This is a genomic window from Microbulbifer rhizosphaerae (assembly GCF_014191725.1).
Lineage (GTDB): Bacteria > Pseudomonadota > Gammaproteobacteria > Pseudomonadales > Cellvibrionaceae > Microbulbifer > Microbulbifer rhizosphaerae.
The window spans coordinates 100,180-124,965 of the sequence record NZ_JACHWZ010000016.1; the positions used below are offsets into that span (position 1 = coordinate 100,180).

The following is a 24,786-nucleotide window of genomic DNA, read 5'->3' on the forward strand; positions in this document are numbered from 1 at the left end:
TTTGCCCGCAGTTTGTTGGTTTCCCTTTTTGTTGATTTTCCTTGTAGGAGCGGCCGTTGGCCGCGATCGGCAGTGGTTAAAAACCCGGATTGATCGCGGCCAGCGGCCGCTCCTACAAAAAATTATTCGCGCTTTGTGCTTACTCCCAATAGCAGCAGATCGTAGGCGGTATCGAAGCTGACCCGCCCCTGCTCCACCCGGCTCTCTGTGCCGGAGTAATAGTCCTTCAGCAGGGTGCCGTCGGCAAATAGGTCGTACACCGGCAGGGATTTCTTTCCGGTTTGCTGCCCTAGGGACACCAACACCGGGCTCTCTCCCTCCAGGGTGCGCGCAAAAGTATAGGGTTTGTCCGCGAGTTTTTTGTGCTCGCCGGCACCCAGGGACGGGTTGGCGCGGCGGAACTGCCCCAGCTTCTGCCAGTGGCTGAGGATTTCCCGGGTCTCTTCCTGCTCCAGGTCCTCCCAGTTCATAAAACTGCGCATGGAGGCGTCGCCGATGGCATCTTCCACGATCATCGGCCGGGCGAGTTCGTCGCCGTAGTAGATCTGCGCCGCCCCCGGCGCCAGCATCAGCTTGAGCGCGGCCTCTCTGGCCTGTTCGCGCTCGCGATCGAAGGAGTGGTGGTCGTCGTGGGAGCCCAGATAGTTGAGCACACCCGAGCCGTCCAGAGGGCCGCCGTGCAGGTTCTGCGAGTAGCTGGAGAAGATTTCTTCCGGCGATTGCCCGGCGTGCTGGGCGAAGCCCATATTGATCAGGCTGTCGAAGCCGAAATCGAAGAAATCCACCCGGCGGTCGCCGAAGTCGTAGGCGCGCCCCTCGGTGGACCCGAAGTCGTTGACGCCGAAGTGGTAGACCTCTCCCAGCATAAAGAAATCGCGATCGTCGAGCTTTTTGTCCGGGTTTTGAGCCTTCCATTCCGCCAGCGCCAGGCTGGCCTCCTTTTTCAGCACCGCCCAGACTTCCGGCTCCACGTGCTTGACGGTGTCCACGCGGAAGCCGTCCACGCCGTATTCCCGCACCCAGTCGGTAAGCCATTTGATAATGTAGTACTTGGGTGCGCGGGGGTAGCCGGTGCGTTCGAAAAAGGCGTCCAACTCGCGCTGCTCCCGCTCCAGGCGCCCCTCCTTCTCCCACTTGGCCAGCAGTTGTGGTGGCAGATCCACCGGCTGCTCGTTCTCGGTGCGGATGTCCGGCAGGTTGTCGGTAAGCGCGCAGCTGACATTGGCGGCAAAACTGCTCCAGTCGCACACCGGCCCGGTGCGCACCCACTCCGCGGGCCACACCGGGTCCCGCTCAGTGACCGGACCGGTGTGGTTGACAATGACATCCAGCAGTATGCGAATACCCTGGCTGTGGGCGGTTTCGATCAGCCGGCGCAGGTCCTCCTCGCTGCCGAAGTTGGTGTCCACCGCAGTCCAGTCCCGGGGCCAGTAGCCGTGGTAAGCATAGGTGCGGCCGTCGCCCTCGTCGTAGCCTTGCACCTGCTCCACCACCGGCGACATCCAGATGGCGTTTATCCCAAGATCGCGGAAATAGCCCGCCTCCAGCTTGTCGATCACACCCTGCAGGTCGCCGCCGGCAAACCCCCGCAGTAATTCGGCATCACCCTGCCGGCCGTAGGAGAGATCGTTGTCCGGATCGCCATTGGCGAAGCGGTCCGGCAACATGAAATAGATACTGGCGCTACCCCAGAATGGATCCGGTTGCCCATCGGCCTCCCGCTTGTCCACGGCGGCCGTCCCTTCACCGCCGCATCCCACCAGGCAGAGGGCGGCGGCCACACCGATTAACTTTTTCATTATTCTGTTCTCTCCAGAGCTGCATCTTTCGCTTTGCCCTACTGTAGCGCCGGCACCGGCCGCCGCCTCCTCCCAGGGGGGGCGTAGATTGCAATCCGCTCGCGACTACTATAAACATGCCAGGATATCCGGGAACCAATTGCTTGCCGGCAGTGTCCCCCATATATACATAGGGCGCCGGAACAGGAGGCTGAAGATGGAAGAGAATCGCAATTACGGCTGGATAGCCGTCCTGATTGTCGTCGTCGCGCTGGCGGCTGCGGCCTATCTCTTCTACTCCAGAAAGGGAGAGAAGCCTCCGGAAGCAAAGCTGTTCGAAGTACCGAAGAAGGAAGAGGCGATCCCGGAGCCCAAACCGGAGCTGGAGGAACCCGCTCCCGCGGAGCCTGCACCCGCCCCCGCCGAACCGGAACGGGAACTGCCGCCGCTGGACGAGAGTGACGGCCCGGTGCTCAAGGATCTGCGCAGCCTGGCCCCCGGCGATGCCCTGAGCCGATGGCTGGTATCCGACGAAGTGATCCGCAAGTGGGTGGCAGCAGTCAATACCGCCTCCCAGGGCCAGTTGATCCACAAGCATCGCCCCTTCAAGAATATCAGGGGTTCGATTGCCGTCAGCGAGGAAGGCGCCACCGGGATGGTGCTATCCGAGGAGAACTACCACCGCTACGATGTGCCGGTGCGCCTCTTCGCACAGATGGATACGGACACCGCTGTCAAACTCTACAGATTCTGGTACCCCCGCCTGGCCCAGGCCTACGGCGAGCTGGGGATCAGGAACAAGACCTTCCACCAGGTGCTTCTGCAGGCCATTGACCGGGTGCTGGAAGCACCGCAGGTCGAGCAACCCATCCAGCTGGTGCGCCCGTCGGTGTACTACAAGTTTGCCGATCCCAAACTGGAGAAACTGCCGGGGCTGCACAAGCTGATGATCCGCATAGGACCGGACCATGCGGAACGGGTCAAGGAGAAACTGCGGGAACTCAAGTCCGAACTCCAGTCGCTGCAGATGGATTGACCCAACTCCCCTACCCAGTCCTCCCCCAAAGCCCGCTCCCGCGGGCTTTGTTTTATATCCGCTGGCAACAAAGAAACCGCCGCCTGTGGTAATCTTGGGCAGACCATCTGGTCTGCGCCGGTTGAGTGGTTGAGAGACAGGTGCGGAGCGGGAAAGGTGAGAGAAAACAGAAAAACCGTTCCCACGTGAGGAGGAATGATGCAAGCAGAAAAAGTCATATTCGTGGTCGTGGACCCCAACGATGAAGAGCATGTAGCGCTGAAGCGCGCGCTGATCACCGCAAAAATCCGCACCCCCCAACCCAAGTTGGTTGTATTCGTAGCCGTGGACGGTGAGGCCGTGGACACCCGGGCGGTCAACGATCACCTGTTCCGGGACGAGTTCTGGTTCCGCGACCAGATCCGCCAGCCGGTGGAAGAGGCCGGACTGGAGTACGAACTCATGGTGTGCTGGTCCAGTGACTGGCAGGCCGCCATCATTCAGGAGTCCAAGCGCAGCAACGCCGAGATGGTCTACCTGCCGGTACACGCCAAAGTCAGCCGCCGTTTTACCTTTGCCGAGTCCAAATGGCATGTGCTCAAGGGCGCGAAATGTCCGGCGGTGCTGATCCGTCCAGGCGCCAAAGACCGCCGCAAGGTGGTACTGGCCACAGTGAACTACCAGGCCCAGACCACCCAGCAGCGCCAGCTCAACCGCCAGATCACCGAACGCGCCAACTATATCGCCAAGTGTTACGACGCCGAGCTGCACCTGGTGAACGCCTACCTGGACTCCATGCTCTACCCGGACCGCGGCGCCCTGGCCAAGCTGGCGGACAAGACCGGCGTTCCCACCCATCGCATCCACGTCAAACGGGGCTATACCAACGAAGTCGTGGCCCAGGTGGCAAAGGAAATCGATGCGGACCTGGTGGTGATGGGCACCCTCAACCAGTACGGCGAAACCGGCTCGCTGTTGCGGGGCAATACCGCGGAGCGGGTGATTGGGTCGCTGGAGGTGGATGTGATGGTTTGTAACGAGTTTACTACCACCAAATAAGAGCCGCCGAAAATATGACCAGGATTGAGTACAACGAAATCCTCCCCCAAAGCCCTCGCAACAAATCATTGCGAGGGCTTTTTATCGATTAGCGGCAGTCCCACAAAATTTAACCACCAGACTCGGCCTGTTCTCTGCCGACAAAATCAGTCTTTTGTGACAAAAGTAACCAATGTAATCCATGCAGCTCTCCTTTGGTCAGAAGGTTTATTGGCCATTCAGATCGTGAAATAATCCCTCGTTTACCCTGATAGGGCGCTCATTTGCCATGGAGTGCCGGCCTCACCTGGAATATCAAACTCCAATAAGGAAAAAATAATGAATGTCACCTCGCTTACCCTAGGGAAGTCGATGTCAGTCCTTTTACTGACTGCTCTTTTATCCGCATGTGGCGGGGGAGGTGGTGGTGGCAGTGATTCCGGAGAGCCCGCGCCCGACCCAACACCTGATCCAACCCCGACTCCCGAGGGGTACACATTGACCGGCAGTGCTGTAAAGGGGCCGCTCAAGTTTGCCAGCGTTTCAGTATTTGCCGTTGATTACAACTCGCCACTGCTGAAAGGTTCACCAGTCACCAGTGGAAAAACCGATGCCACCGGCGCATTCCGGGATATCGAATTTGAAAGCACCGGAGCCGATTACTACCTGATCGAGGTCGATGCCACCGCAGAGACCGTGGATATTTCCACCGGGGCCTCGCCAATAATCAGCGGTCTCAAAACCATCGCCAGCGCTCAGGCTTTGGAGGAAGAGCGCCCTGTTTTTGCCACGGTCAGCACAACCCTCGCCCTTGAGATGCTCCGCCTCAACGGCGGCGCCGGTACCGATAGTGGTTTCAAAGCTGCACTGAGTGAGAGTTCAGACACTATCAAGCAGAACTGGGGATTTGAATTGATCGACGGCGTAGACCTTTTCTACTCCGCACCAGTTGTCGACGACACAACACCACTGCTCGATGTACTGGCCTATCGAACTGTCCTGGAGGCCCAGTCTGCCCTGATCTGGCGACTTTCCGCAGAAACCGGCGTCAGTGTAGATAGAGTCATCGAGCTGGTTGCGGCCGACCTGCTCGACGGCAGGTACGACGGCCTCACCTTGTTGACAGCCCAGGACTACCAGAACGGCGCCAGACAACTGTTCGAACACGCCGCCCTTCTGCAGATCGACGCCCTGGACATTCCCCAAACAGGAAGCTCGCGCCAAGGCGGTACCGATTACCTGGTTGGCGAGACAGTTCAACTGCTCACTGCCGAAGCCCCGCAGACCGGAGGCAGCCGGGATGTCCAACTTTTGGAGGATGAGCCCGGCTACATCAATTTGCCGGCCTTTCCCACACTCTCAGATTACGATTACGATGGCGATGGCGCAGGGGATGAAGCGGATGGCTACCCGAAGGACGGAAATTGTTCATTCTCGACGGATGGCGACGGAAAAAGCTGCTACCTGACCCTGCTCGCCGGTGAAGACCTGGAACAGGCCTTTGCCGATTCCGACGGCAACAGCTATCTCGTCGCCCGCGGTAATGAGGGCATCTCGGTTTATCGCTGGAACAGGGCTGGCCGACGAATCGACAAAAAACTCATCACAATAAAAGATGGGCTGCCTGCGACCCAATTCCTGCTTCACGAACAGCACAACCGCCTCTACCTAGCCTATGGCGACGGCAGCATCCACTTCATCGGTAGCAAGTCACCGAACGAACTGCATTATCTCACCACGCTGGATAACCCGGCGGAAAAACTGATCGACGCAGGCAGCTATCTTCTGGTACAAGGCGATGACTCCTGGTCCCAACAGACCATTTCCGCCGACGGTGCCATAACAGAGAGCGATGATTATTTCGCTAGATCCGACTACTACGCCTGGGAAGCCGTTACCGGGCGCCTCTATAAGTTCGATGGTGCCCCTTACCCCTATGACCTCGAGTACTCGGAGATAGACCAGAGCAACGGCACCATCGGTTACGCACGCCATTTCCCCTATGAAAGCGATACGAGACTGCAGGGGCCCATAGTCCTGTTACCGCAACGGAAGGAACTTCTACTGGGCTCCGGGTATGTTTACAGTACCGACTCCCTGCGCCTCGTCGACCGAAGTATCGCACCCTTCAGCCAGGCAGATTTTGATGGCAGCACGCTGATCACGCTAGCCGAAAGTGCCCAGGGCACCACCGCCAAGGCCTATGACAGTGCGGGCCAGATCTTCCACCGCGAGGAATTCCCCGGCACGCCGGAAGCCATCCTCAAGAGTGGCCCGGAATACCTGATCATCACCAGGACCGCCGCAGGAAAATACCTGTTCCTCGACTTTGGACCGAGCCGGGACATAGATGGGGATGGCATCGCCAACCTCGATGATGCCTTTCCCTATGACGCAGCCGCATCGGCAGACACCGATGGCGACGGCTGGCCCGACGCATGGAACCCCGGAATCGACCCCAACAACATCGAAACCGATCTGGAACTGGACGTCTTCCCGGAGGACTCCGCCTGCCAGCGTGAATCCGAGGGCGAAAACGGCCAGTGCAGTATTGATGCGCAAGTCCATATGGCCAGCATCGACGACCAGGCCCAATACGGCGATATCATTTACAATCTCTCTATTCAGGACAGGGCCATCTACCCCTGGAATGCCACAACCGGAAACTTCCTGAACCCCATCCTGCTGAAAAGCACCGATCATTTCGGCACTCCCCGATCCATTGCAGTGGATGCCAACGGAAGCATCCTGCTCGGCACCGAGTTCGGCGAAGTCCTTCGTCTCGGCGATGACCTGCCGCTCACGGTCGAGCGCTTGCTGACCACGCGCCTGCCGGTTACCCACTTGGTTGCCACCGGAGAATCAGTGCTGACGATCTCCGAGAAACACAGCACCAATTACAGGCTCAACTATTACAACCATGAGTACCAACATAGTGCCGCCTACTATCTCCAAGCGAAACCCAATGCCGTCACATACAGCCCGGAGCAACAGCGTTTCTACATGGTTTCCTCTCTCTATGGCCTCAGCAGTTACGGCATCGATGAGGAATCCTCCCGCCTGACCGATCACAGGAGTTATTACTACCCAGGCGCCAGCTTCTCCACGTTTATCGGCGTTTCCGCGGACGGCAAGCAGATACTTACGCTCGGGGATACCATTGTCCGAAGTTTCCTCACAGAACCCTATCTAGACACCCTGGCGCCACCGAAAGGATACTCGTCCAGCGAGACCGACTTCCCGTCCAGGAATGCCTTCTGGTTTGACGATTTCGCCCTTGTCGCATTCGATAGCGAATCCGGCCTCTCCCTGGCCGGCTATACGCCGGATCTGAAGAGCGCGCTGTTTATCCTACCGCTGCAGCGTGACGACATAGAGCGCATAGCAAAAGTCAGCGATGGCCTGGCATTGGCATTGCGCAGCGACACCGGTGATATTGAATTTATCAAGGTCGCCCTGCTTGGCGATCGAGATGAGGACGGCCTGCCATTGTGGTGGGAGGTCCAGTACGGTCTGGACGACGAATACGCCGGCGATGCCGCAAACGATACGGATGGCGACGGCCTGACGGCACTGGAAGAGTTCCAGGCCGGCACATCTCCGGAAACAACCGATTCCGACGGCGACAGCCTGTCCGACTGGGACGAGATATTCACCCACGGCACCGACCCCGCTTCCGCCGATACAGACGGCGATCTGCTGCCGGACGACTGGGAACTGGCAGCGGGTACAAACCCTGTGGACAGCTCCGACATGGAAGGGGATGTGGATGGTGACGGCTATTCCAATTACATCGAATTCCTCAATGGAACCGATGCCAGCGATCCCACTGACATCCCCACCACAGTCTCCAGTGCCTACTTCTCATTTGAAGACAGCGAGCTGCCAGAGCAGTGGCAGGTAAGCGCTAGCGAAGGTGCATTCGCGATCGGCGACACACTCGCCAGCGAGGGGACTCACAGCCTGGAAATCTCTGGGGAAGCCGATATCTCTTGGAATCAATACTTCGCGCCGGTAGAGATTCGCTTCGATTACCGGTCACAGTGCTCCTCGATTTACGACAAACAATTGACGGTGTACCTGGACGATGTCAAATCGCTGTCCGTCAGGCCTGAGCAGACCTACTGGCAGAGCCACTCGCTTCTGCTACCCGCGGGCCAACGGGATATCCGCATCAGTGTCACCAGCGAAAACGACACCTGCGCCCTCCACCTCGACAACTTTGTGGTTTCACCGCTACAAGACACGATTGAAATGGGGGCAAGCTTCGTCACTCAATCTGACGCCAAGCTTACCTTCTACAACAATCACAACGAGAAGATTCACGAGGTGAGCATTCCCGGAAACAGCAGTTCCAGCGGATACTCGGAATCCGCAAGGGATATCGCCATTCTCGATGACGAGCGGATAGCTGTATTCAACGGTACCTTTTCCCCGATCCTGAGTGTCTACTCGCCATCCGAGCACACCTGGCAACATCTCAACGCACCCGGCTGGTCAACCGTCAATAACGGCACCTACGGGGGCATCGACAGTTGGAGATCGAAGGTCTTCACCACCAATATGGCCGTCTCCGGCAGCCCGTCCCAGGGCTTGGTAGTGTTCGACCTGTCGGACAATTCGGTGGAATTTGTCAGCGGCGGGAGCTATATCGACCTGACCGTCGGTAGCGACGGCATCCTCTACGCATTGACCGGAAACTCCGTCGAAAAGTACCGGGCAGACACGCTGGAGCCGCTCGAGCAGATCAGTGTAGATAGCGCCAGGTCCGTCGGCGTGGATACCGATGGCAACCTCTACTTGGCGGACTGGGGCGGAATGCTGAAGAAATACGATGCTTCCGGCACCCTGCAGCAAAGCCTGGAGCTGGGCGGCAACTTCTATGACATCTCCGTGCGGGAGAATGGCGATATCATCCTGACTTCATGGTTCGATAATATTGCCCTCACCAGCACGGATCTCCACCGCTTTGTCCGGCTGTCCGATAGTGCCTCCTTCGTCGACTACACACCGGGAATCGAAAGCGACGGCGACGGCCTGCCAGACTGGTGGGAAAATTACTACGGGCTCGATCCCACCGACCCCACGGACGCGGAGCAGGATCTCGACGGGGACGGCCTCACGGCACTGGAGGAATACGCGCTCGGCACAGCCGAATCCGAACCCGACAGCGACAGCGACGGTGTGACTGACGGCGACGAAGTGCTCGTCCACGGCACGGATCCGCTGCAGAGCGATTCCGACGGCGACGGCCTGAACGATGGTGATGAGGTTTCCATCGGCTCAGATCCCAACAACCCGGATACCGACGGCGATTTGCTCACCGACAGCGAAGAAGTGGAGCTCGGCACCGACCCGCTCAGCGCCGATTCGGACGGGGACGACATGGATGACGCTTACGAAATCGCCTATGGGCTCGACGCCTTGGCTGACGACAGCGGCGACGACGAAGACGGGGATGGCCTGACAAACCTGGAGGAATTCCATTTTGGCTCCTCGCCGATCGACCCGGATACGGACGGCGATAGTCTCACCGATGCCGAGGAATACACGCTCGGCACCTCGCCGGTACAGAAAGACAGCGACGGCGACCGCGTCCGCGACGACTGGGAACTCGCCTACGGCCTGGACCCGCTCGATGCCGCCGATGGACAGGAGGACGGAGACCTGGATCAGTTCAGCAACCTCGAGGAGTTCCTGGCCGACACCTCGCCGCTGGATGGTTCAGACTTCCCGCAGCCGGTGTTGTGGGGAAGCGCCCAGGGAGATGCCGGCCACACCGGCTATACTCCCCTGATCCTGGACGCCTCCAATTTTGCCTTCCGCTGGGATGCCGTATTGCCCGACACCTTCCAGCTGCATCCGGTAGTTGCCGGGGATGGCGGTGTCTACGTATCGAACGACAGCTACTTCGGCACCCACAGATTGTACGGTCTGGACGCGTCTGACGGCTCCATCCTGTGGGAGAAAGACTACAGCGACATCCACAGCATCAACCCGCCGGCCTACGCCAATGGCCAGGTCTATTTCCAGACCGGAGGACACGAGGACTCTTTTATCCGGGGTGTCGACGCCACCACCGGGGTGCTGGATTTCGCCACGGCTTACGGCAATCAATGGTCCACCTTCCTCGCGCCGACCGTCTTTGACGGCCAGCTGTATATGGCCGGTGGCTACTATGGCGGCATCTATTCACACGACGCCGTGACCGGCGAGGAAAACTGGTTTACGAGTACAGCCCAGTACGATGGTTTCACCCCCGCGGTGGACGACCAGTATGTTTACGCATTCATCAAGGATCTGGCCGTTTACGACCGAACCAGTGGCGAGCTCGCCTACCGCATCGATATCCCCAGTTTTGACGGGCATGGCTATTCAGCTGGGATGGCGACAGTGCTGACGCCTCTCGACAATGTTGTTGCCATACAGGCAGGAACTCTGGTTGTATTTGATCTGGAAAAACGGGAGATCCTGTGGGAAAAGAAATCCGGTTATTCCGGACAGCCGTCATCTCACCTCGGGAGAATTTACGTACGGCAAAATAATATCCTCAAAGTGCTGGACGAAATCACCGGCGAACTACTCTGGACTTACGAAGCCGATGAACCCTTGACTTCGAATATCGTTATCACCAAGACTCACCTGTTTGTGGGCGGCGATACTACAACCTACGCGGTAGACCTGGAAAGCCAGGAAACCGCCTGGAGTTATGGCGCACCGGGCAATCTGAGCCTGAGTGACGAAGGTGTTCTTTACATCTCCGGTACCAGCCTGACGGCTATTGATCTGATCCAGCACTGATTCTGTAGCCTGCTGAAATCAGTAAAATCCCCTGCAACAACTGCTCCAGGGGATTTATCCGAACCGCGACCTCTCGTCGCGGTTTTTTTATCAGCCGGAAAAGGTAAATCCAACAGGGTAATCGTGAAAGGCGTCGAAGTCCCGCTTGCCGATAGGAACCCCTTCGACACGAAGTATCGCGTAGGTCATAGAGTAGTGGAACAGAAAGTTAGGCAGTGCGTACAGACTGAGGAAATCCCGACCGTTAGAATCCAGGTCGGCGAAGCCGGCCCTGACGGAAACAGGACGCTCTTCAAAACCTTCATATGCTTCTTGAAGGATCTTCCTGATAAACGCAATGGCCTGCTCAACCAGGCTCCCCTGCTGGGCATAATCCCCCGCTTCAGCCAGCCTGGGTAAATCAATGCGCGCAAGCGGACACAGGGCCCGCAGGGAAAGACTCATCGCGATGCTGACTGTTGTGCCAGAGGAAACATTTCGGCCACCAAGCGCGCCTGCAAAAGGTCTCAACCAAAGCGAGAATTAAAAAAGCCCTTGCAACGGGAAATTGCAAGGGCTCTTCACCTCAATAACCAGCTACTGGAAGTTACAGCTTATAGCTGAAGCCCAGCAGATAGGTTTTGCCATAGCTCTGATAGTCGCGGACTTGCAGGTCGTTGTCGCCGCTCAGAGTAGTGAAAGGTTCATCGGTGAGGTTCTGCCCCTGCAGGAACACCGACAGGCCTTCCAGTCCACTGATACCGGCTTCGCTGAAGTCGTAGCCGATCTGGGCATCCCAGATGGTTTCACCCAATACATCGACTTGCTGGGAATCAAATCCAATACCGTAGACTTCGCCCTTGAAGTCGGAGCGCCTGCGCATGCTGGTGCGGGCCTGGAAGCCGTGGTTTTCGTAGTAGAAGGTGAAGGTTTCGATGCGCTTGGACAAGCCCGGCAGATCGTACTCGTTGCCGTTTATATCTTCGACATCGGAGCTGACGCCGGTGTGGCTGGCCAGCAGGCCGAATCCGTCCAGGCTTTCGCTGAACAGGTTGAATGGCAGTGCAACGGAAACCTCGTAACCCTGCAAAGTACCGCCGCCGCCATTGACTTTGCCGGTACCGGTAGCGGTGGAGGTTTCCGGGATTGTGCCAGTAGCCGGATCGGCAACGCCGGTCAGGTCCACTTCGTAGCTGCCGTCGAAATGCCAGGAATCCAGGTCTTTCCAGAACACGGCCACGGAGAAGTAACCTTCATCGCTGAAGTAATTCTCATAGGACAGATCCAGGCCCACCGCTTCTTTCGGCTCCAGCAGCGGGTTACCGCCGCTGATTTTCCAGAAGTTGCCATTCTCATCGGGTGTCGGGTTGAGAGTCATTTCTACGGAAGCGTTCATCTCGTCAAGACGCGCCCGTGAAATAGTCTTGGCCGCACCGAATCGCACAGTCTGCTGGTCGTCGATGGCCAGGGCCAGGTTCAGGCTCGGCAGGAAATTGCTGTAGTCGTGACTGATGTCAGTGGGTTCGGCAACGACAAGACCGTCGACCACCTGGCCGGCAAAGCCTTCGGATTGTTGATCGGTATAGACGTAACGCAGGCCGGCATTACCGGTCAACTGAAGGCCGGCGACCTCGGTCTCGAAGTCCGCCTGAGCAAAGGCCGCGGTAACGCTCTCGTTCACGAACCAGGACTTGGTCAGGTGCTGGATGCCGGTGAGCGCTTCGTCGGTCAGGTTGTAGTAGCCGTCTTTCAGCATCGCTTCCGCGTCATAGGCGATCATGTCGCCCATGCCGATGAAGTCCAGGGACGCGGTGCCCAGACGGTATTGCTCCGGAACCACCAGCATGCCACCTGTCTCCGGGTCGAAGATGTCCAGGGTCATGTAGTAACCCTTGGACTTCTTCCTCTTCTCGCGGTCGCGGTAAGACACGCCGTAACTGATCTCGTTGACGATGCCGACTTCCACCATCTGGGTCGCAGCCAGTTTCAACGAGGTCAGTTCGTCGTCGATTTCCGGAGCGTTCAGGAAGCCGTCCTGCGCGCTGTTGTAGTACTGATCACCTTCTTCCAGCCCGTACTTGCCGTTCAGTGCCGCACTGGCGCCCCAGCTCAGGGGGCCGCCCATCTGGATCAGGTTCCAGTCGCTGTAATCCAGTTCGTGGCTGAATTTGGCACCGGTGTTGCTGCCGTCAAACACGTAACCAAGATTGTCAGCCTCGCCTTCGCTGTCGCCACGGCCTGTGCCGGAGTAGCTCTCGAAGCTCCAGATATCGCGTTTCACTGCGGAATGGCTGGCGTCAAACTCCAGCTGCAGCGAATCGCTGAAATCGTATTTGGTGTTGAAGCCGAAGGACTTCAGCTCAGCGGCGCGGGTCTCCAGGTCGTTACGCACCACGACGCGCTGACCCTCAGTGGTGGCGCTGGTGATAAAGCCGGTGGCGGGGTCCACAACGGCGCTGTCCTGGCTGATAGATCCCTGGCCCCAGGCGAATGGAATCTCGATGCCGCGCAGGATCTTCTCGTCGGAGAAGTCTACGTACAGAGCGTCGAAAGTGGTGTGCAGCTTCTCGTTCGGCTTGGCCTCAACCACCAGCATGGCGCTGTCGCGATCCAGCACGGAGGAGCGCACGAACGGCTTGGCGCCGCCCAGGATGGAGTAGTTCTGACCTTCGTAGGTGAATTCGGGATAGCCCCAGGTGTTCCAGCGCTCTTCTTGATTCGGTGAGCTCATGGTGTTGTAGGCAAAGGCCACACCGATTTTGTCATCGGCGAACTGGTCGATGTAGGAGATGGTAGCGCGGTGGCCTTGGTCCTCACCATCGGGGTTCAGCTTGTCAAAGCTGGTCATTTCGTACTGGGTGTTCACCTGAATCACGCGTTCACCGCGCTCGAGGGGCTTGACGGTCTGCATGTCAATCACACCGGCAATACCTTCGGCTTCGAGGCTGGCCTGCGGTGTCTTATATACGGTTACGCCGCTCATAATTTCAGAGGGGTAGAGATCGAACTCCACGCCGCGGTTATCACCGATGGACACTTGCTCGCGGCCATTGAAGGTAGTGGCGCTTTCGTTTTCGCCGAAACCGCGGATACTGACGCGACTGGAACGGCCGTCCAGGCGCTGGGAAGTCAGGCCCGGCAGGCGGGAAATGGCTTCGGCAATGGAGGAATCCGGCAGCTTGCCGATATCTTCAGCGGAAATGGCCTCAACAACGGCCTTGGCGTCGCGTTTGGTGCTGATGGAGTCCATCACACTCTTGCGGAAGCCGGTAACGGTCACCTCTTCGAGCGCCGCGGAAGCGGCCTCGTCGTCCGCCGCGAGAACCGGCAGGGAGACACTCGCGGTGGCAGCAATGGCGACGGAAAGCAAAGTGGGCCGGAAAGCCCCTCTACCTTTATTGGATAGACTCATCATCTTCTCCCAGGTCTTATCGTTATGGTGAGACCTTGAATCCTAGGCCTGCCCCTCATCCATAACATCCTCCCCCGAGGGGGAGGAGGTGGGAGAATTGGTGGCGCCTCTGGGCGAAGCGCCAAATAACACCGTAACTCTTTGTTCTCTCTCCTTTTTGCCTTATCCCTGTCAGTCTTCCAGATGCGCCGCAGCGCCGATCAGGGCCTGGTAACCGGCGTTGAGGGCATAGAGGGGTACCGTCTCCATCCAGCTCTCCACCCGCCCCTTATTGAGGAAGCGCTGCTCGAACTGACTCTCCGGCAGCAGCTCGGCAATACGGGGCAATATGCCACCACCGATGAAAACACCGCCACGCGCCCCCAGGTACAGGGCCACGTCGCCCGCGGTGCTACCCAGAAAGTTTAGGAAATCGAGCAGGGTCTCCCGGCACAGGGGGTCGGAGCCATCCAGGCCGCGGTTGCTGATATCCGGGGGAGCGTAGTCCTCCGCGCTGCGGCCATTCAGCTCGCAAACCGCGCGATACAGGTTGACCAGGCCGTTGCCGGATAGCACCCACTCGTTGAACACCGGCTGGCGGGTCTTGAGCAGGACTTGCAGCAACTGCAGTTCCCGCTCCGTGGCCGCGGCCAGGTTGGCGTGGCCGCCCTCGCCGGCCAGCACCTGGTAGTGGCCGTTCTCCACCGCCAGCCCGGCGACGCCCAGGCCAGTGCCGGGGCCGAGTACCGCCATGGCCGTATTCGGCAGCCGGGGCACGTCGCGCAGCACCTGATAGTCATCCCCGCCCAGCAGTGGCAGTGAACGCGCCAGCGCCGCGAAGTCGTTGATCAGTTCCAGATGATCGAGATTGAATTCGTCACGCAGCGCCTCGGCACAGATGTTCCAGCCCAGGTTGGTCATATTCACCCGGCCGCCGGCTTCGGTCTTGTCCACCGGCCCGGCCACGGCGATGCAGGCCCTCTGCGGGCGCGGCTGGTCCAGCCCCTCCAGCCAGTGCTGCAGCGCGGCGTCGAAAGCGCCGAATTGCTTGCAGTCCACTACTTTCAGCGACTCCAGCTGATAGCCCTCCGCCGTTTGCCGGGCCATGGCAAAACGGGCGTTGGTACCGCCGATATCCGCTACGATACTCGTCATCTTTATTCCTTATTTATAATAAGCACCCCAAAAAGTGGCGGTATAAGTTACGGTTTCGGATAAAAAAAAGCCAGCCCCTGTGCACCTGCTCCTCTCCACCGTTGTGAAGGGGGAGGTATTTGCCGCCATAGGTTCATCGGGAGCGCCGTTGATCAGCCTTCGCGGGTCCCGGAGGGGCCGCCGCTGGACGATCTAGTATTCGGCTCGTCCGATCGCGGCCAACGGCCGCTCCTACATAAAAAAGCCGGCACGGGGCCGGCTGAAGAACGAGAGAAGAAAGGAAAGTAGCGGCTACCACCAGGTCGCGTAGAGCGCGACCAGCACCAGGGTGACGCCCAGCGCCGCCAGGTTGAAACCCTGGGTGGTGGAGAAGTTGATCTCGCCCAGGGCCACCGCCCCGTCTGCGGTCACCGTAACCGCCCGGCCCCGCCCCTCCCACAGGGAGACACCGATGGCCAGCAGCCCACAGGCCAGGAACACCAGCCCCACCCGGTCGATAAACGGCAACTCGGGCCACCACAAGTAGCAGGCCAGCGATAGCACCGCCGAGGCGATGGCCGCGGTCAGCGCGCCGTTGGCGGTGGCCCTGGGCCAGAAGACCCCGAGCACGAACAGCACCACGATGCCCGGGGTGAAGAAGCCGGTGAATTCCTGGATATATTGGAAGGCCTGCTCGAACTGGCCCAGCAGCGGCTGGGCGCAGAGCATCGCCAGCACCAGGGAGAGGGCGCTGGCCAGCCGGCCCACGCGCACATAGTGCTGCTCGCTCTGCTGCGGCCGGTAGCGGGAATAGAGATCCATGGTAAAGATGGTGGCGATACTATTGGTCATCGAGGCCAGGGAGGACACGATGGCCGCCACCAGCGCCGCGAACACCAAGCCCTTGAAGCCCACCGGCATCAGGTTCATCAGCGCCGGATAGGCCTGGTCCGGGCGTTCCAGGTCCGGCAGCAACACCGCCGCGGCGATGCCCGGCAGCACGACAATAATGGGCATCAGCAGCTTCAGGTAGGCGGCGAAGGCGATGCCCTTCTGGCCCTCCTTGATGTCTTTCGCCGCCAGCGCCCGCTGCACGATGTACTGGTTGAAGCCCCAGTAGGAGAAATTCATTACCCAGAGGCCCCCGACCAATACCGAGAGCCCCGGCAGGCTGGCGTAGTGGGGGTTGTCTTTGGAGAGGATCATGTCGAACTTTTCCGGCGCCTGCTGCACCAGGGTGGCAAAGCCGGCGAGCGGGCCCGAGCCGTCTCCGATCAGGTCCAGGGCCAGATAGGACAGCATCAGGCCGCCGAATACCAACAGCACCACCTGGATGATATCCGTCAGCGCCACCGCCTTGAGGCCGCCGTAAAGGGAATAGGCCGCGGAGAAGAGTCCCAGGAACAGCAGCCCGAACAGCAGCTCCACCCCGGCGATGGCATTGATCGCCAGGGCCCCCAGCCACAGCACCGCGGTCAGGTTCACGAAGGTATAAACACCCAGCCAGAAGATGGCCAGAACCACCTTCACCCGGTGGTCGTAACGCTGCTCCAGGAACTGGGGCATGGTGTAGATCTGCTTGCGAACGAACACCGGGAGGAAGTACTTACCCACCAGGATCAGCGTGATCGCCGCCATCCACTCGTAGGAGGCAATGGCGAGGCCGATGGCATAGCCGGAACCGGACATGCCGATAATCTGTTCCGCGGAGATATTGGCGGCAATCAGCGAAGCGCCCACGGCCCACCAGGGCAGACCCTTGCCGGCGAGGAAGTAGTCCTGGGTATTTTTCTGGTGCCCGGATTTCTCTCGGGAGACCAGATAGCCGATGGTGACCAGGGTGGCCACATAGGCGATGAAAATCAGTAGGTCGACGGTTGCCAGTTGCATTGCTCTCACCAGGTTTATTGTTTTACTCGGGCCCATTGATGGGCACGCTGCGCTTTGCCCATCCTACCGCTGGATAATGGTGGCCACCTGTGGGAGCCAGCCCTGCTGGCGAAACGGGTGTCGTCGGTACCTCAATCGCCTGCAGGCAGGCTCCCACAGTGTGTCATCCACCGCTAGTCCATCCCGAACTCCGAAACTTGAGTATTATATTTTCACGATGCGGAACCAGTTGATATTCCAGCCGCCCTGCGCCGCAAAAATGCCCAATTGGTAGCTTCCCGCCGGCAACTGGACGGTGTGCTGAGCCGTGGTCCAGTTCTGCCAAGCGCCGGTCACCGGAATATCCACTTCTCCCAGCACTGTCTGCCCCGCATTCATATCCAGGGACAGGCGGCCGCCGCTGGCTTCACTCGCCACACGGTATTCCACCCGATAGTCGCCCGCCTCTGGAATCTCCACATTCGCGTAGGCCATCCAATCGCCGGCGTCTATCCAGCCCACATTCAGACCACCGCCGTCATCGGAAGTTGCCTCGGTCTGGACCCCGGCCATCGCGGTGTAGTCCTCGGCCTGGATGGTCAGATCGAACGCCGGCGGCGGTGGCTGGCCTCCGCCGTTTACCGACATCTGCCCGGCGGGCACGCTGAAGCTGACACCGTCGGAAAAGGTCACGGTGCGCGCACTGCTGCCGAAGTTGTAGGCCAGATAGGTTTTCCGGCCGTTGTTGTCGAAGGCCAACGCCGCCGGGTAGTCCGCACTCAAGCTGCCATCGCCGCTGGCCAGGTGCCCCAACTGCTTGTAGGTGTGCACCCAGTGATAGGTGTGCGCCTTGGTCTCGCCCGCCTCCGGCATGTAGTTGAAATTCATCGTATTGAAATCATCGACCGCCGCCTGGCCGTCAGTCATGGCCCAGATGTTCCACCACACATCGCGCCACTGATCCTCCGGCAGGCCCGAGGGCTTGCCATTGGGGGACTCCGTCATGCCCAGGGTCACATAGTCCCGCAGGTAATCCGGATGCTGGCCGATGTGCAGCACCAGCGGCGACAGCGGCAACCCCTGGATACCGAGAATATGCGCGTAGGCGCCGCTGAACCAGGTGGAGAACACATGGCCCTGGCCCCAGATGATGGAGGTGGTGAGCTTGTCGTATTCCGGGAAGAAGTTGTCGTAGTCGCCGCCCATGCCGCGGTAACGGTCCAGGTTGTTCCAGTATTCCCAGTAGGCGGCGGAGGAAGAGGCGTGCAGGTAAATGCCGCGGTCCACCAACTCGTCGTTACCGGTAATCAGCCCGTACAGGACGATCGCGCCGTAGGCATTGGCCGCCTCGGAGGTGGACTCGTTGTTGTTGCCAAGGGTGAAATTGGCGTGGCCGGAGGCCCAGGAAAAGCCGTTCGCCGGATCGAAATTGCGCAAATAGGGGAACATGGCATCATCACGCCCGGCGGCGTAGTCGCGAATGAGCAGCTCCACCATCGATCCCCAGGCACCCGGTGCGCACCAGCCCGGGTCCACGCGGCAGATTTCCGCCGCCGCGCGCACGAAGTAGCCGTAGTGGAAATGGTGGTCATTCAATTGCTGGTGCGCGCCGAAGGACTCATCCATGCCCAGCAGCGTGTTCCAGTTGCCGTCGTAGGCAAAGTACTTGTTGATATCCAGCCCGCCGCTGGTGTTCGCGCGGAACCAGTCCTCCAATTCCGCCTTGAGCCAGTTGATCAACTGGTCCGCCTGCGCAGTCATGCCGTTGCTGCGCGCGATGGCCGCCAGCTCCGCCACCTTGCCGTAATTCTTGCCGGCCCAGTAGGTGTCCGTGGCCGTATTCCAGTTTGCCTGCCCCCGGTTGATAAACTCCATCACCAGCGCCTGCAGCTGTTCCGTGTCGTAATCGCCGATATCTTCGGGAAAATAGGGCAGCACGCCCACAAACGGCAACTGATAACTGAACTGGCTGGTTGCGGCAAAGCGCAGCATGCCGCGCGCACTGCGCGCTTTGTAGGCCGAAAGCGGCTGGCTGGAATTCTTCCAGTGCAGCGGCGCCAGCCCGGCCAGGGTGGTGACCGGCGCGCCCCGGTAGCGGTATTGATGGGAAACGGTGACCGAGTTGTTGCCGCGATTGACGGCGTAATCAATAAACAACTCATCCACCGGCTGCGCGCCGTACTGGGTGAAAGTCTGGATCATGCCACTGTCCGGCGTGCCGCTGGCGGGCAGCCAGGCGATGGTCAGGCGGCCGCTATTGGCCACGGTGATCTCGGAACTGCCGGGATTGTTGAACTGTACACCGCCCTCGCCGATGGCCAGGAAATGGTTGCGCACGCCCGCCACATCGGTCCACAGGCCCAGCGTGTTTCCGCCCTGGTGGAACAGGCCCTTCTCCGGCCCGTCCGCCGCCTTGGTGCGCAGCACCAGGTTGCCGGACAGCGCGGTGAAATACACAAAGGCCGATCCGTGTACAAAGGTGGCCTCCATCACCGGCGTGGCGCCGCTGCGCCACTGCACGGTCACCGAGCCGTCACTGTAGTCCTTGAGGAAAGCCTGCATATTGCCGTAAGCCGAGTTGCCCACGGCGATACCGTCGAACACCTCGCTGAAGGGGTCCGGCACCGGGTAGATGGTCTGGTTATCCTGGGTCTGCAGGCCCGCGGGGATGGACAGAATGCGCGCCCCGCGCTCACTGACGCGCGCGCTGATCGGGTCCGGGGTGATATAGGCCGCATCCTGGGAATTACCGGTCTGCATGGCACCGAGGAAGGGAATGGAACCCCACCAGCGGTGGGTCATGGTGGGCTTGTTACTGGCCGGCGCCACCAGCTGTGGATAGCGGGGCGTGGGCGCGCCTATGGGGCTGCAGGAACTGACGCCCGGCTCCACCACTCCCGCGTTGTGAATCCAGGTGCCGTGATCCACCACGCACTTGTAACCCGCCGGGTTGACGGTATCGCTGATATTGCCGGCGCCGGCCGGAATAATATCCGCCTGTGTCGGGGAGGCCGAGGCCAGGGCTGCGCCCAGCAGCAGCCGGAAAAGCATCTTGAGGGAACGCATCTTGGGGTATTGAGTCATCGCTTTATCCGCCGTGTCATCGTTATTTTTTGTTTGCGACTTCAAGCTTCCGCAGCCGCACATCTTCGGGGATGCCGCCAACCCCGTCGCCCCACCTTGGCCCCGGGCGCAAACTGGAGTGTCCCGGTTTGCGCGGCGCAAAGCGGGACCCGGGGCTGGTATACTCCCGCGCATAATTCCAATAACGAGGCAGTCGGTGATGAAAGCCTATATCTTCAATATCCACGACGTGGTGCTGCTGATGACCGCGGCCGAATGCCTGCTGCTGGCGGTGTTCCAACTGGTACTGCCGGCCCGCGAGCGCAACCAGGGCCTGCTGCTCACCGCCTTCCTGCTGATCGTTGCCACCGCCTCCGCCTGCACCCTGCTGCTGTGGAACGACCAGATCCCGGCCCTCCCACTAACCGGCCAACTGCTGCCCTACTTCCTGTTCGCCGCTCTTATGCTCAAGGGCCCGGCCATCTACCTGTACGTGACCGCCCTCACCCAGCGCGGCCTGCGCCTGCGACGGCGGCACGCCCTGCATCTGATTCCCGCGCTGGCACTGCTGATAGGCGTCTTCTTTTTCGACCTCACCAGTAACAAGCTGCGTTACATCGCCGTCTCCGGCCAGGAGGTCCCCGAACAGCTGGTGGATCTAATCTGGGACCTGGCCACCCTGATCCCCCTCGCCTACGCGGCGGCCGGGGTATTGCTGGTGCGCCGCTACAAAGCGGAGCTCAAGAACGAATACTCCCACTTCTCCACCACCGAACTCAGCTGGCTGAACATCCTCACCCTGGGCGTACTGGCGAGTTGGGGCTGGACCCTGATCGTGCACGTGGCCGCCAAATACACCTCGGTGGAAACCGCCGACCACCTGGGCATCGCCGACAACTACGTCACCTTCATCCTGATCAACGCCTTCTTCGCCTACAGCCTGGCCTACGCCCACCAACTCCTGGCCACCCGCCCGCAGCAGAGCCGCGAACCCGAAAACAGCGAAGCCCCCTCCGCCGAGGCCATAGCCCTGGTCCAGCGGGCGGTGGAAGTGGACAAGCTGTACCTGAAGAAAAACCTCAACCTGGAGCAATTCTCAGAGCGCGTCGGCCTGCCCGCCAAGGAAGTCTCCGCAGTGATCAACAAACACTTCGGCACCAACTTCTTCGAATTTATCAACTCCTACCGGGTGGAAGAAGCCAAGGCCCTGCTCGCGGATGAGAGCAAAGCGGAGATGACGGTGCTGGACGTACTGCTGGAATCCGGCTTCAACAGCAAATCGGCATTCCATCGCTTCTTCAGCCGGCTGGTGGGAATATCGCCCAGCGAGTACCGCAAGCGGGCGCTGCAAGGGAGAGGAGAAGCAACCTCTCTATAGCCCCCCGGGACCGCGGAGCTCCAGCTCCGCACGGCGGCCCACGGCCGCCCTTGCCCATCCAAAGGCGGAATTCACAAACCTGTTAAACGCCAAACCACTTCTTTGCCTCTTCTACTGAAGGTAGCATTTTGAACTCCCATGGCGTATTAAGAGCCCTGTTTCTTTCTATGTATTCCTTAATTCTTTCGATATTGATCGAACTAGTAGTTACCATAGCAACTTTTAGGGTTTGATTTGTTCTTGTTGCCCCTAAATCAGTGCCAATTACTCGAAATAAACCTGGAACAGATACAGCACTTAAATCACATTCACTAGCATTTAAAATTAAATAATCACAAGCATAAAAACGATCATCACCATTTAATTCAAAATGGGCAGTTTCAATATCTTTGTTTGTCACTTCACCAAAGTAATCGACACAGACTAATTTTTTTTCCCAGGTTATTTTGTATTTCATAGCCGATTCCCATGCAATTCCATAGTGCTTCACGTTGCCAGCGCAGGTTGTCCCTCGGAGGCGCGCAGCGCCGGAGCGTACTGCCTGGCCAGGCCGGGTTGTGGAAGGCGCCGCGCTGGACTTGCTAATAGCACTTTGCCCGTAGCGCAGCAGTCAAACTCTAAACTCTAGGATACCCACCATAGAGACTCTAGGACAGCAACGAACAAACTCCAGGACATCCACACCAAAAAGAGTTTTTCGCGCCACCGCTATTGCATCGTAGCGTCATTTGCGCAGAAAAACTGGTTATACATCCAGTCATATGAGCCAGAAGAAAATAACTGCGCCACGCAAAGCTCTTATCTGCCCAGACACCACACTCTACTACCATTGAGTCTCCCGCTGGGTGCGCCAGCCTTCCTGTGTGGGCGGGATGAGCGTACGGGACAGAGCTTCGAGAATCGCCGCCAGTGGATTGAGGGCCGGTTGCCGGCACTGGCCAAAGTGTTCGCCCTGGACGCCTATGGATATGCGTTGTTCTTTTAAATCACAAAACTACTTAACCGATTTTCTAGAAAAGCTGCGTTTTCAATGTCGCCCCATTCATTTTTGATGATCCGTTTTTCATCCAACCCATCGACATCTCCAGCCTTACGCAACGGATTAAAATTAAGGTGTGGGAGATTTACCGCTTACGTCGCTTTCGTTAGACATACTGAGCGTAAAGTAAAATTCCACGCCTTCGCCAGTATTTCTGGCGCCAAACCGACTGTCATGCTGTTTAAGTATGCTGGCAATAATAGCCAGACCAAGTCCCGAGCTACCAAATTTTTTAACATCTGGGTGAGGTGTTCTGACAAACGGCTTCCATATCTCTTCCTCCATTTCCGTATTTATCCTTGATCCGCTATTGAAAATATTGAATCGGAATTCGTTGTTGTCCTCCCTTGCGGTAATTGCAATTTTTCCGCCTACACCGACATGCTCAATGGCGTTGGAAAGAAAATTTACGATAACTCTTTCAATCTTTTTTCTATCCGCTCTTACCCAATAGGATCCTGCCGGGACGACTATCCGGATGTCTTTTGAATCGATATCCAGGCAATATTTGGCAACGGTAACTTCGAGCAGCACCGCAACATCAAATCTGCTTATATCGAGCTTATAAAATCCATGTTCCGCCTCAGAAAGAGTAAGCAACTCCTCCAGCAACACGGCCATTTGATTCGATTCCTCCAATATAATCCTGGCGAATGACTCCCGGGTGTTTTCGTCGGCGATGTTGTCCAGCAAGCCCTGGGCGTATCCGCCTATCAGCGCGATCGGTGTTTTCAGCTCATGGCTGGCGTTGCCAATAAACTCCTTTCGAAATGCATCGAGGCGCTCCCTATGGGAAATCTCCTTCTCCAGACGCCTGTTAGTCGCATCCAGCTCGATCAGTGTTTGTTTCAGCTTGTCGGAAAGCTGGTTTATACCATAGCCGAGTTGCGCCAGCTCATCTCTGGTGTGGATATCGATATTGCCGGAGAAATCAAGCTTGGCCATTCTCCTGGTTTTGCCGGTTATCTGGCTGATTGGACGGGTAATTCTAAACGACACTGCGGAAATAATAACAGACGATATCGCCAGCACCACGATGGCGATATATCCGACAAAACGCTTTACCGTATCCAAGGTTTGTTCAATATCGACCAGGGTATAACCGGCAAAAAATATTCGCTGATCATCCACTGAGAAAATTTTGACAAGAAGATAATTGTTGATCAAAGATTGCCGGGCGAAGTAAGACTGATCGACTCCATCCAGCGCCCGCTTAATTTTGTCCAGTGGAAACCAGATCTTATTGAATTGTATGCGGTGCTTTACCAGGTTCTCCCGGATTTCCCCATTGAACGCCGCTTCGTCTTTGACCTGTTCTACTTCAAAGACAATAGCATCGCGGGGAAACTGGATGGGATTTTGCAACCCATTCAGGTTATTCTTCAGGTCCGTCACCAGTTTCTCAAGATCGGATTTCCTGTCAAAGACATAGTAGTCCTGGAGAAATAGCTCACTGACAAGCACCACCGAAGCAAATGCCAGCAGCAGAAGCAGGTTGATTATTAATATTAGCTTGACGGAAATTGACTTCATCAATCTGACTCAAATCGATAGCCGACGGCTCTCACGGTCTTGATGTATCGGTTGTCCAGTTTTTTGCGCAGGCGCTTGATGGTGGTATCGACGACCCTGTCATTCACAAAACAGTTTAACCCCCAAACGTGGTCCAGGATCTGATCCCTGTGCAGTGCAATACCGGCGTTACCGGCGAAATAAAGCAGCAATTTATATTCTCGCGGGGACAGATCGATTTCCCGGTTTTTGTAGCAGACTTTATGCATGGTGGAGTTGATAGCTAAGTCCGGGAAGAGCAGGGTTCCACTTTCTTCGCGCTCAACTCGTTTGAGCGCGACTTTTACTCGCGCCACCAATATATTGGGATTGAAGGGCTTTGTGATATATTCATCCGCCCCCAGTTCAAAACCGAAGAGTTCGTCATCTTCGGTTTTGCGGGCGGTCAGCATAACGATAGGCAGGGTTGGGTGTGTTTTTCGAATCGCCCGGCAAACAGACCAGCCATCTTTGTCGGGAAGCATAATGTCCAGTATCACGAGATCCAACTCATCTTCGTAAAACCGCTCAATAGCCTCGGACGCGTCGCCGGCCTCGACCACCTGCCAACCGGCGTTTTTCAGGTACAGTGCGACCAGATTACGCATTCTCTGGTCATCTTCGACAATAAGGATTTTTTCCATGCCTGTATTTAAGGGCAGCTCTATTAATTGGGAGTAGCCTCTGACTTTCAGGCGAGGCGCAATCAAGGCGCAACTTTGAAGGCATGCTGGTGGCCTGTCAAGAAGT

The 24,786-nt window shown here is 58.1% G+C and carries 13 protein-coding genes; 4 read left to right on the plus strand and 9 right to left on the minus strand.

Annotation, left to right across the window (positions count from 1 at the left end):
• Nucleotides 1–122 precede the first annotated feature (122 nt).
• A complete protein-coding gene (locus FHS09_RS16165) occupies nt 123–1,799 on the minus strand; it encodes an alpha-amylase family glycosyl hydrolase (RefSeq protein WP_183461789.1) in 1,677 nt (558 codons plus the stop codon).
• Between the two features lie 196 nt (nt 1,800–1,995).
• On the opposite strand from FHS09_RS16165, the gene FHS09_RS16170 reads away from it, so the two are divergent.
• The 3 genes from FHS09_RS16170 (at nt 1,996) to FHS09_RS16180 (ending at nt 10,632) form a co-directional block, all read left to right on the plus strand.
• Nucleotides 1,996–2,814, plus strand: a complete 819-nt coding sequence (locus tag FHS09_RS16170; RefSeq protein WP_183461791.1) for a DUF3014 domain-containing protein — start codon at nt 1,996–1,998, stop codon at nt 2,812–2,814.
• 198 nt (nt 2,815–3,012) lie between these two features.
• Nucleotides 3,013–3,852 (plus strand): universal stress protein, encoded by an 840-nt coding sequence (locus FHS09_RS16175; protein WP_183461793.1) that lies wholly within the window; start codon nt 3,013–3,015, stop codon nt 3,850–3,852.
• A gap of 477 nt (nt 3,853–4,329) precedes the next feature.
• Nucleotides 4,330–10,632: an outer membrane protein assembly factor BamB family protein gene (locus FHS09_RS16180; RefSeq protein WP_183461795.1), complete on the plus strand. Its 6,303-nt coding sequence runs from the start codon at nt 4,330–4,332 to the stop codon at nt 10,630–10,632.
• 90 nt (nt 10,633–10,722) lie between these two features.
• Here the strand turns inward: FHS09_RS16180 and FHS09_RS16185 are convergent, their stop codons facing one another.
• The 5 genes from FHS09_RS16185 to FHS09_RS16205 all read right to left on the minus strand — a co-directional run bounded on the left by FHS09_RS16185 (nt 10,723) and on the right by FHS09_RS16205 (nt 20,089).
• Nucleotides 10,723–11,076 carry a DUF1993 family protein gene (locus FHS09_RS16185; protein WP_183461797.1) on the minus strand — a complete coding sequence of 118 codons (354 nt, stop codon included), beginning with the start codon at nt 11,074–11,076 and terminating at the stop codon, nt 10,723–10,725.
• A gap of 142 nt (nt 11,077–11,218) precedes the next feature.
• Entirely contained in the window at nt 11,219–14,023 is a 2,805-nt protein-coding gene (locus FHS09_RS16190; protein WP_183461799.1) for a TonB-dependent receptor, read from the minus strand.
• A gap of 171 nt (nt 14,024–14,194) precedes the next feature.
• Entirely contained in the window at nt 14,195–15,157 is a 963-nt protein-coding gene (glk, locus tag FHS09_RS16195; protein ID WP_183461801.1) for a glucokinase, read from the minus strand.
• A 291-nt stretch (nt 15,158–15,448) separates the two neighbouring features.
• The gene (locus FHS09_RS16200) at nt 15,449–17,026 is read right to left on the minus strand and encodes a sodium/sugar symporter (RefSeq protein ID WP_183461803.1); all 1,578 of its coding nucleotides are present in this window, start codon (nt 17,024–17,026) and stop codon (nt 15,449–15,451) included.
• A gap of 204 nt (nt 17,027–17,230) precedes the next feature.
• Nucleotides 17,231–20,089 carry a glycosyl hydrolase gene (locus FHS09_RS16205; RefSeq protein WP_246395088.1) on the minus strand — a complete coding sequence of 953 codons (2,859 nt, stop codon included), beginning with the start codon at nt 20,087–20,089 and terminating at the stop codon, nt 17,231–17,233.
• A 199-nt stretch (nt 20,090–20,288) separates the two neighbouring features.
• Here FHS09_RS16205 and FHS09_RS16210 point away from each other — a divergent pair, with 199 nt between their 5' ends.
• Entirely contained in the window at nt 20,289–21,446 is a 1,158-nt protein-coding gene (locus tag FHS09_RS16210; protein ID WP_183461805.1) for a helix-turn-helix domain-containing protein, read from the plus strand.
• Nucleotides 21,447–21,528: 82 nt separating this feature from the next.
• Here the strand turns inward: FHS09_RS16210 and FHS09_RS16215 are convergent, their stop codons facing one another.
• The 3 genes from FHS09_RS16215 to FHS09_RS16225 form a co-directional block, all read right to left on the minus strand.
• Nucleotides 21,529–21,903, minus strand: coding sequence for a hypothetical protein (locus FHS09_RS16215; RefSeq protein WP_183461807.1), 375 nt, complete (start codon nt 21,901–21,903; stop codon nt 21,529–21,531).
• Between the two features lie 651 nt (nt 21,904–22,554).
• Nucleotides 22,555–24,018, minus strand: coding sequence for a sensor histidine kinase (locus tag FHS09_RS16220; RefSeq protein WP_183461809.1), 1,464 nt, complete (start codon nt 24,016–24,018; stop codon nt 22,555–22,557).
• Nucleotides 24,018–24,746 carry a response regulator transcription factor gene (locus FHS09_RS16225; protein ID WP_221192055.1) on the minus strand — a complete coding sequence of 243 codons (729 nt, stop codon included), beginning with the start codon at nt 24,744–24,746 and terminating at the stop codon, nt 24,018–24,020. The genes FHS09_RS16220 and FHS09_RS16225 overlap by 1 nt, the downstream gene beginning before the upstream one ends.
• Nucleotides 24,747–24,786 lie beyond the last annotated feature (40 nt).

Excerpts from the sequence above, each read along its gene's own strand:
- FHS09_RS16170 (WP_183461791.1), top strand. The coding sequence starts at position 1,996 with ATGGAAGAGAATCGCAATTACGGCTGGATAGCCGTCCTGATTGTCGTC.
- FHS09_RS16210 (WP_183461805.1), top strand. The coding sequence starts at position 20,289 with ATGAAAGCCTATATCTTCAATATCCACGACGTGGTGCTGCTGATGACC.
- FHS09_RS16185 (WP_183461797.1), bottom strand. The coding sequence starts at position 11,076 with ATGAGTCTTTCCCTGCGGGCCCTGTGTCCGCTTGCGCGCATTGATTTA.
- FHS09_RS16205 (WP_246395088.1), bottom strand. The coding sequence starts at position 20,089 with ATGACTCAATACCCCAAGATGCGTTCCCTCAAGATGCTTTTCCGGCTG.
- FHS09_RS16220 (WP_183461809.1), bottom strand. The coding sequence starts at position 24,018 with ATGAAGTCAATTTCCGTCAAGCTAATATTAATAATCAACCTGCTTCTG.
- FHS09_RS16165 (WP_183461789.1), bottom strand. The coding sequence starts at position 1,799 with ATGAAAAAGTTAATCGGTGTGGCCGCCGCCCTCTGCCTGGTGGGATGC.
- FHS09_RS16215 (WP_183461807.1), bottom strand. The coding sequence starts at position 21,903 with ATGAAATACAAAATAACCTGGGAAAAAAAATTAGTCTGTGTCGATTAC.
- glk (WP_183461801.1), bottom strand. The coding sequence starts at position 15,157 with ATGACGAGTATCGTAGCGGATATCGGCGGTACCAACGCCCGTTTTGCC.
- FHS09_RS16200 (WP_183461803.1), bottom strand. The coding sequence starts at position 17,026 with ATGCAACTGGCAACCGTCGACCTACTGATTTTCATCGCCTATGTGGCC.
- FHS09_RS16190 (WP_183461799.1), bottom strand. The coding sequence starts at position 14,023 with ATGAGTCTATCCAATAAAGGTAGAGGGGCTTTCCGGCCCACTTTGCTT.
- FHS09_RS16175 (WP_183461793.1), top strand. The coding sequence starts at position 3,013 with ATGCAAGCAGAAAAAGTCATATTCGTGGTCGTGGACCCCAACGATGAA.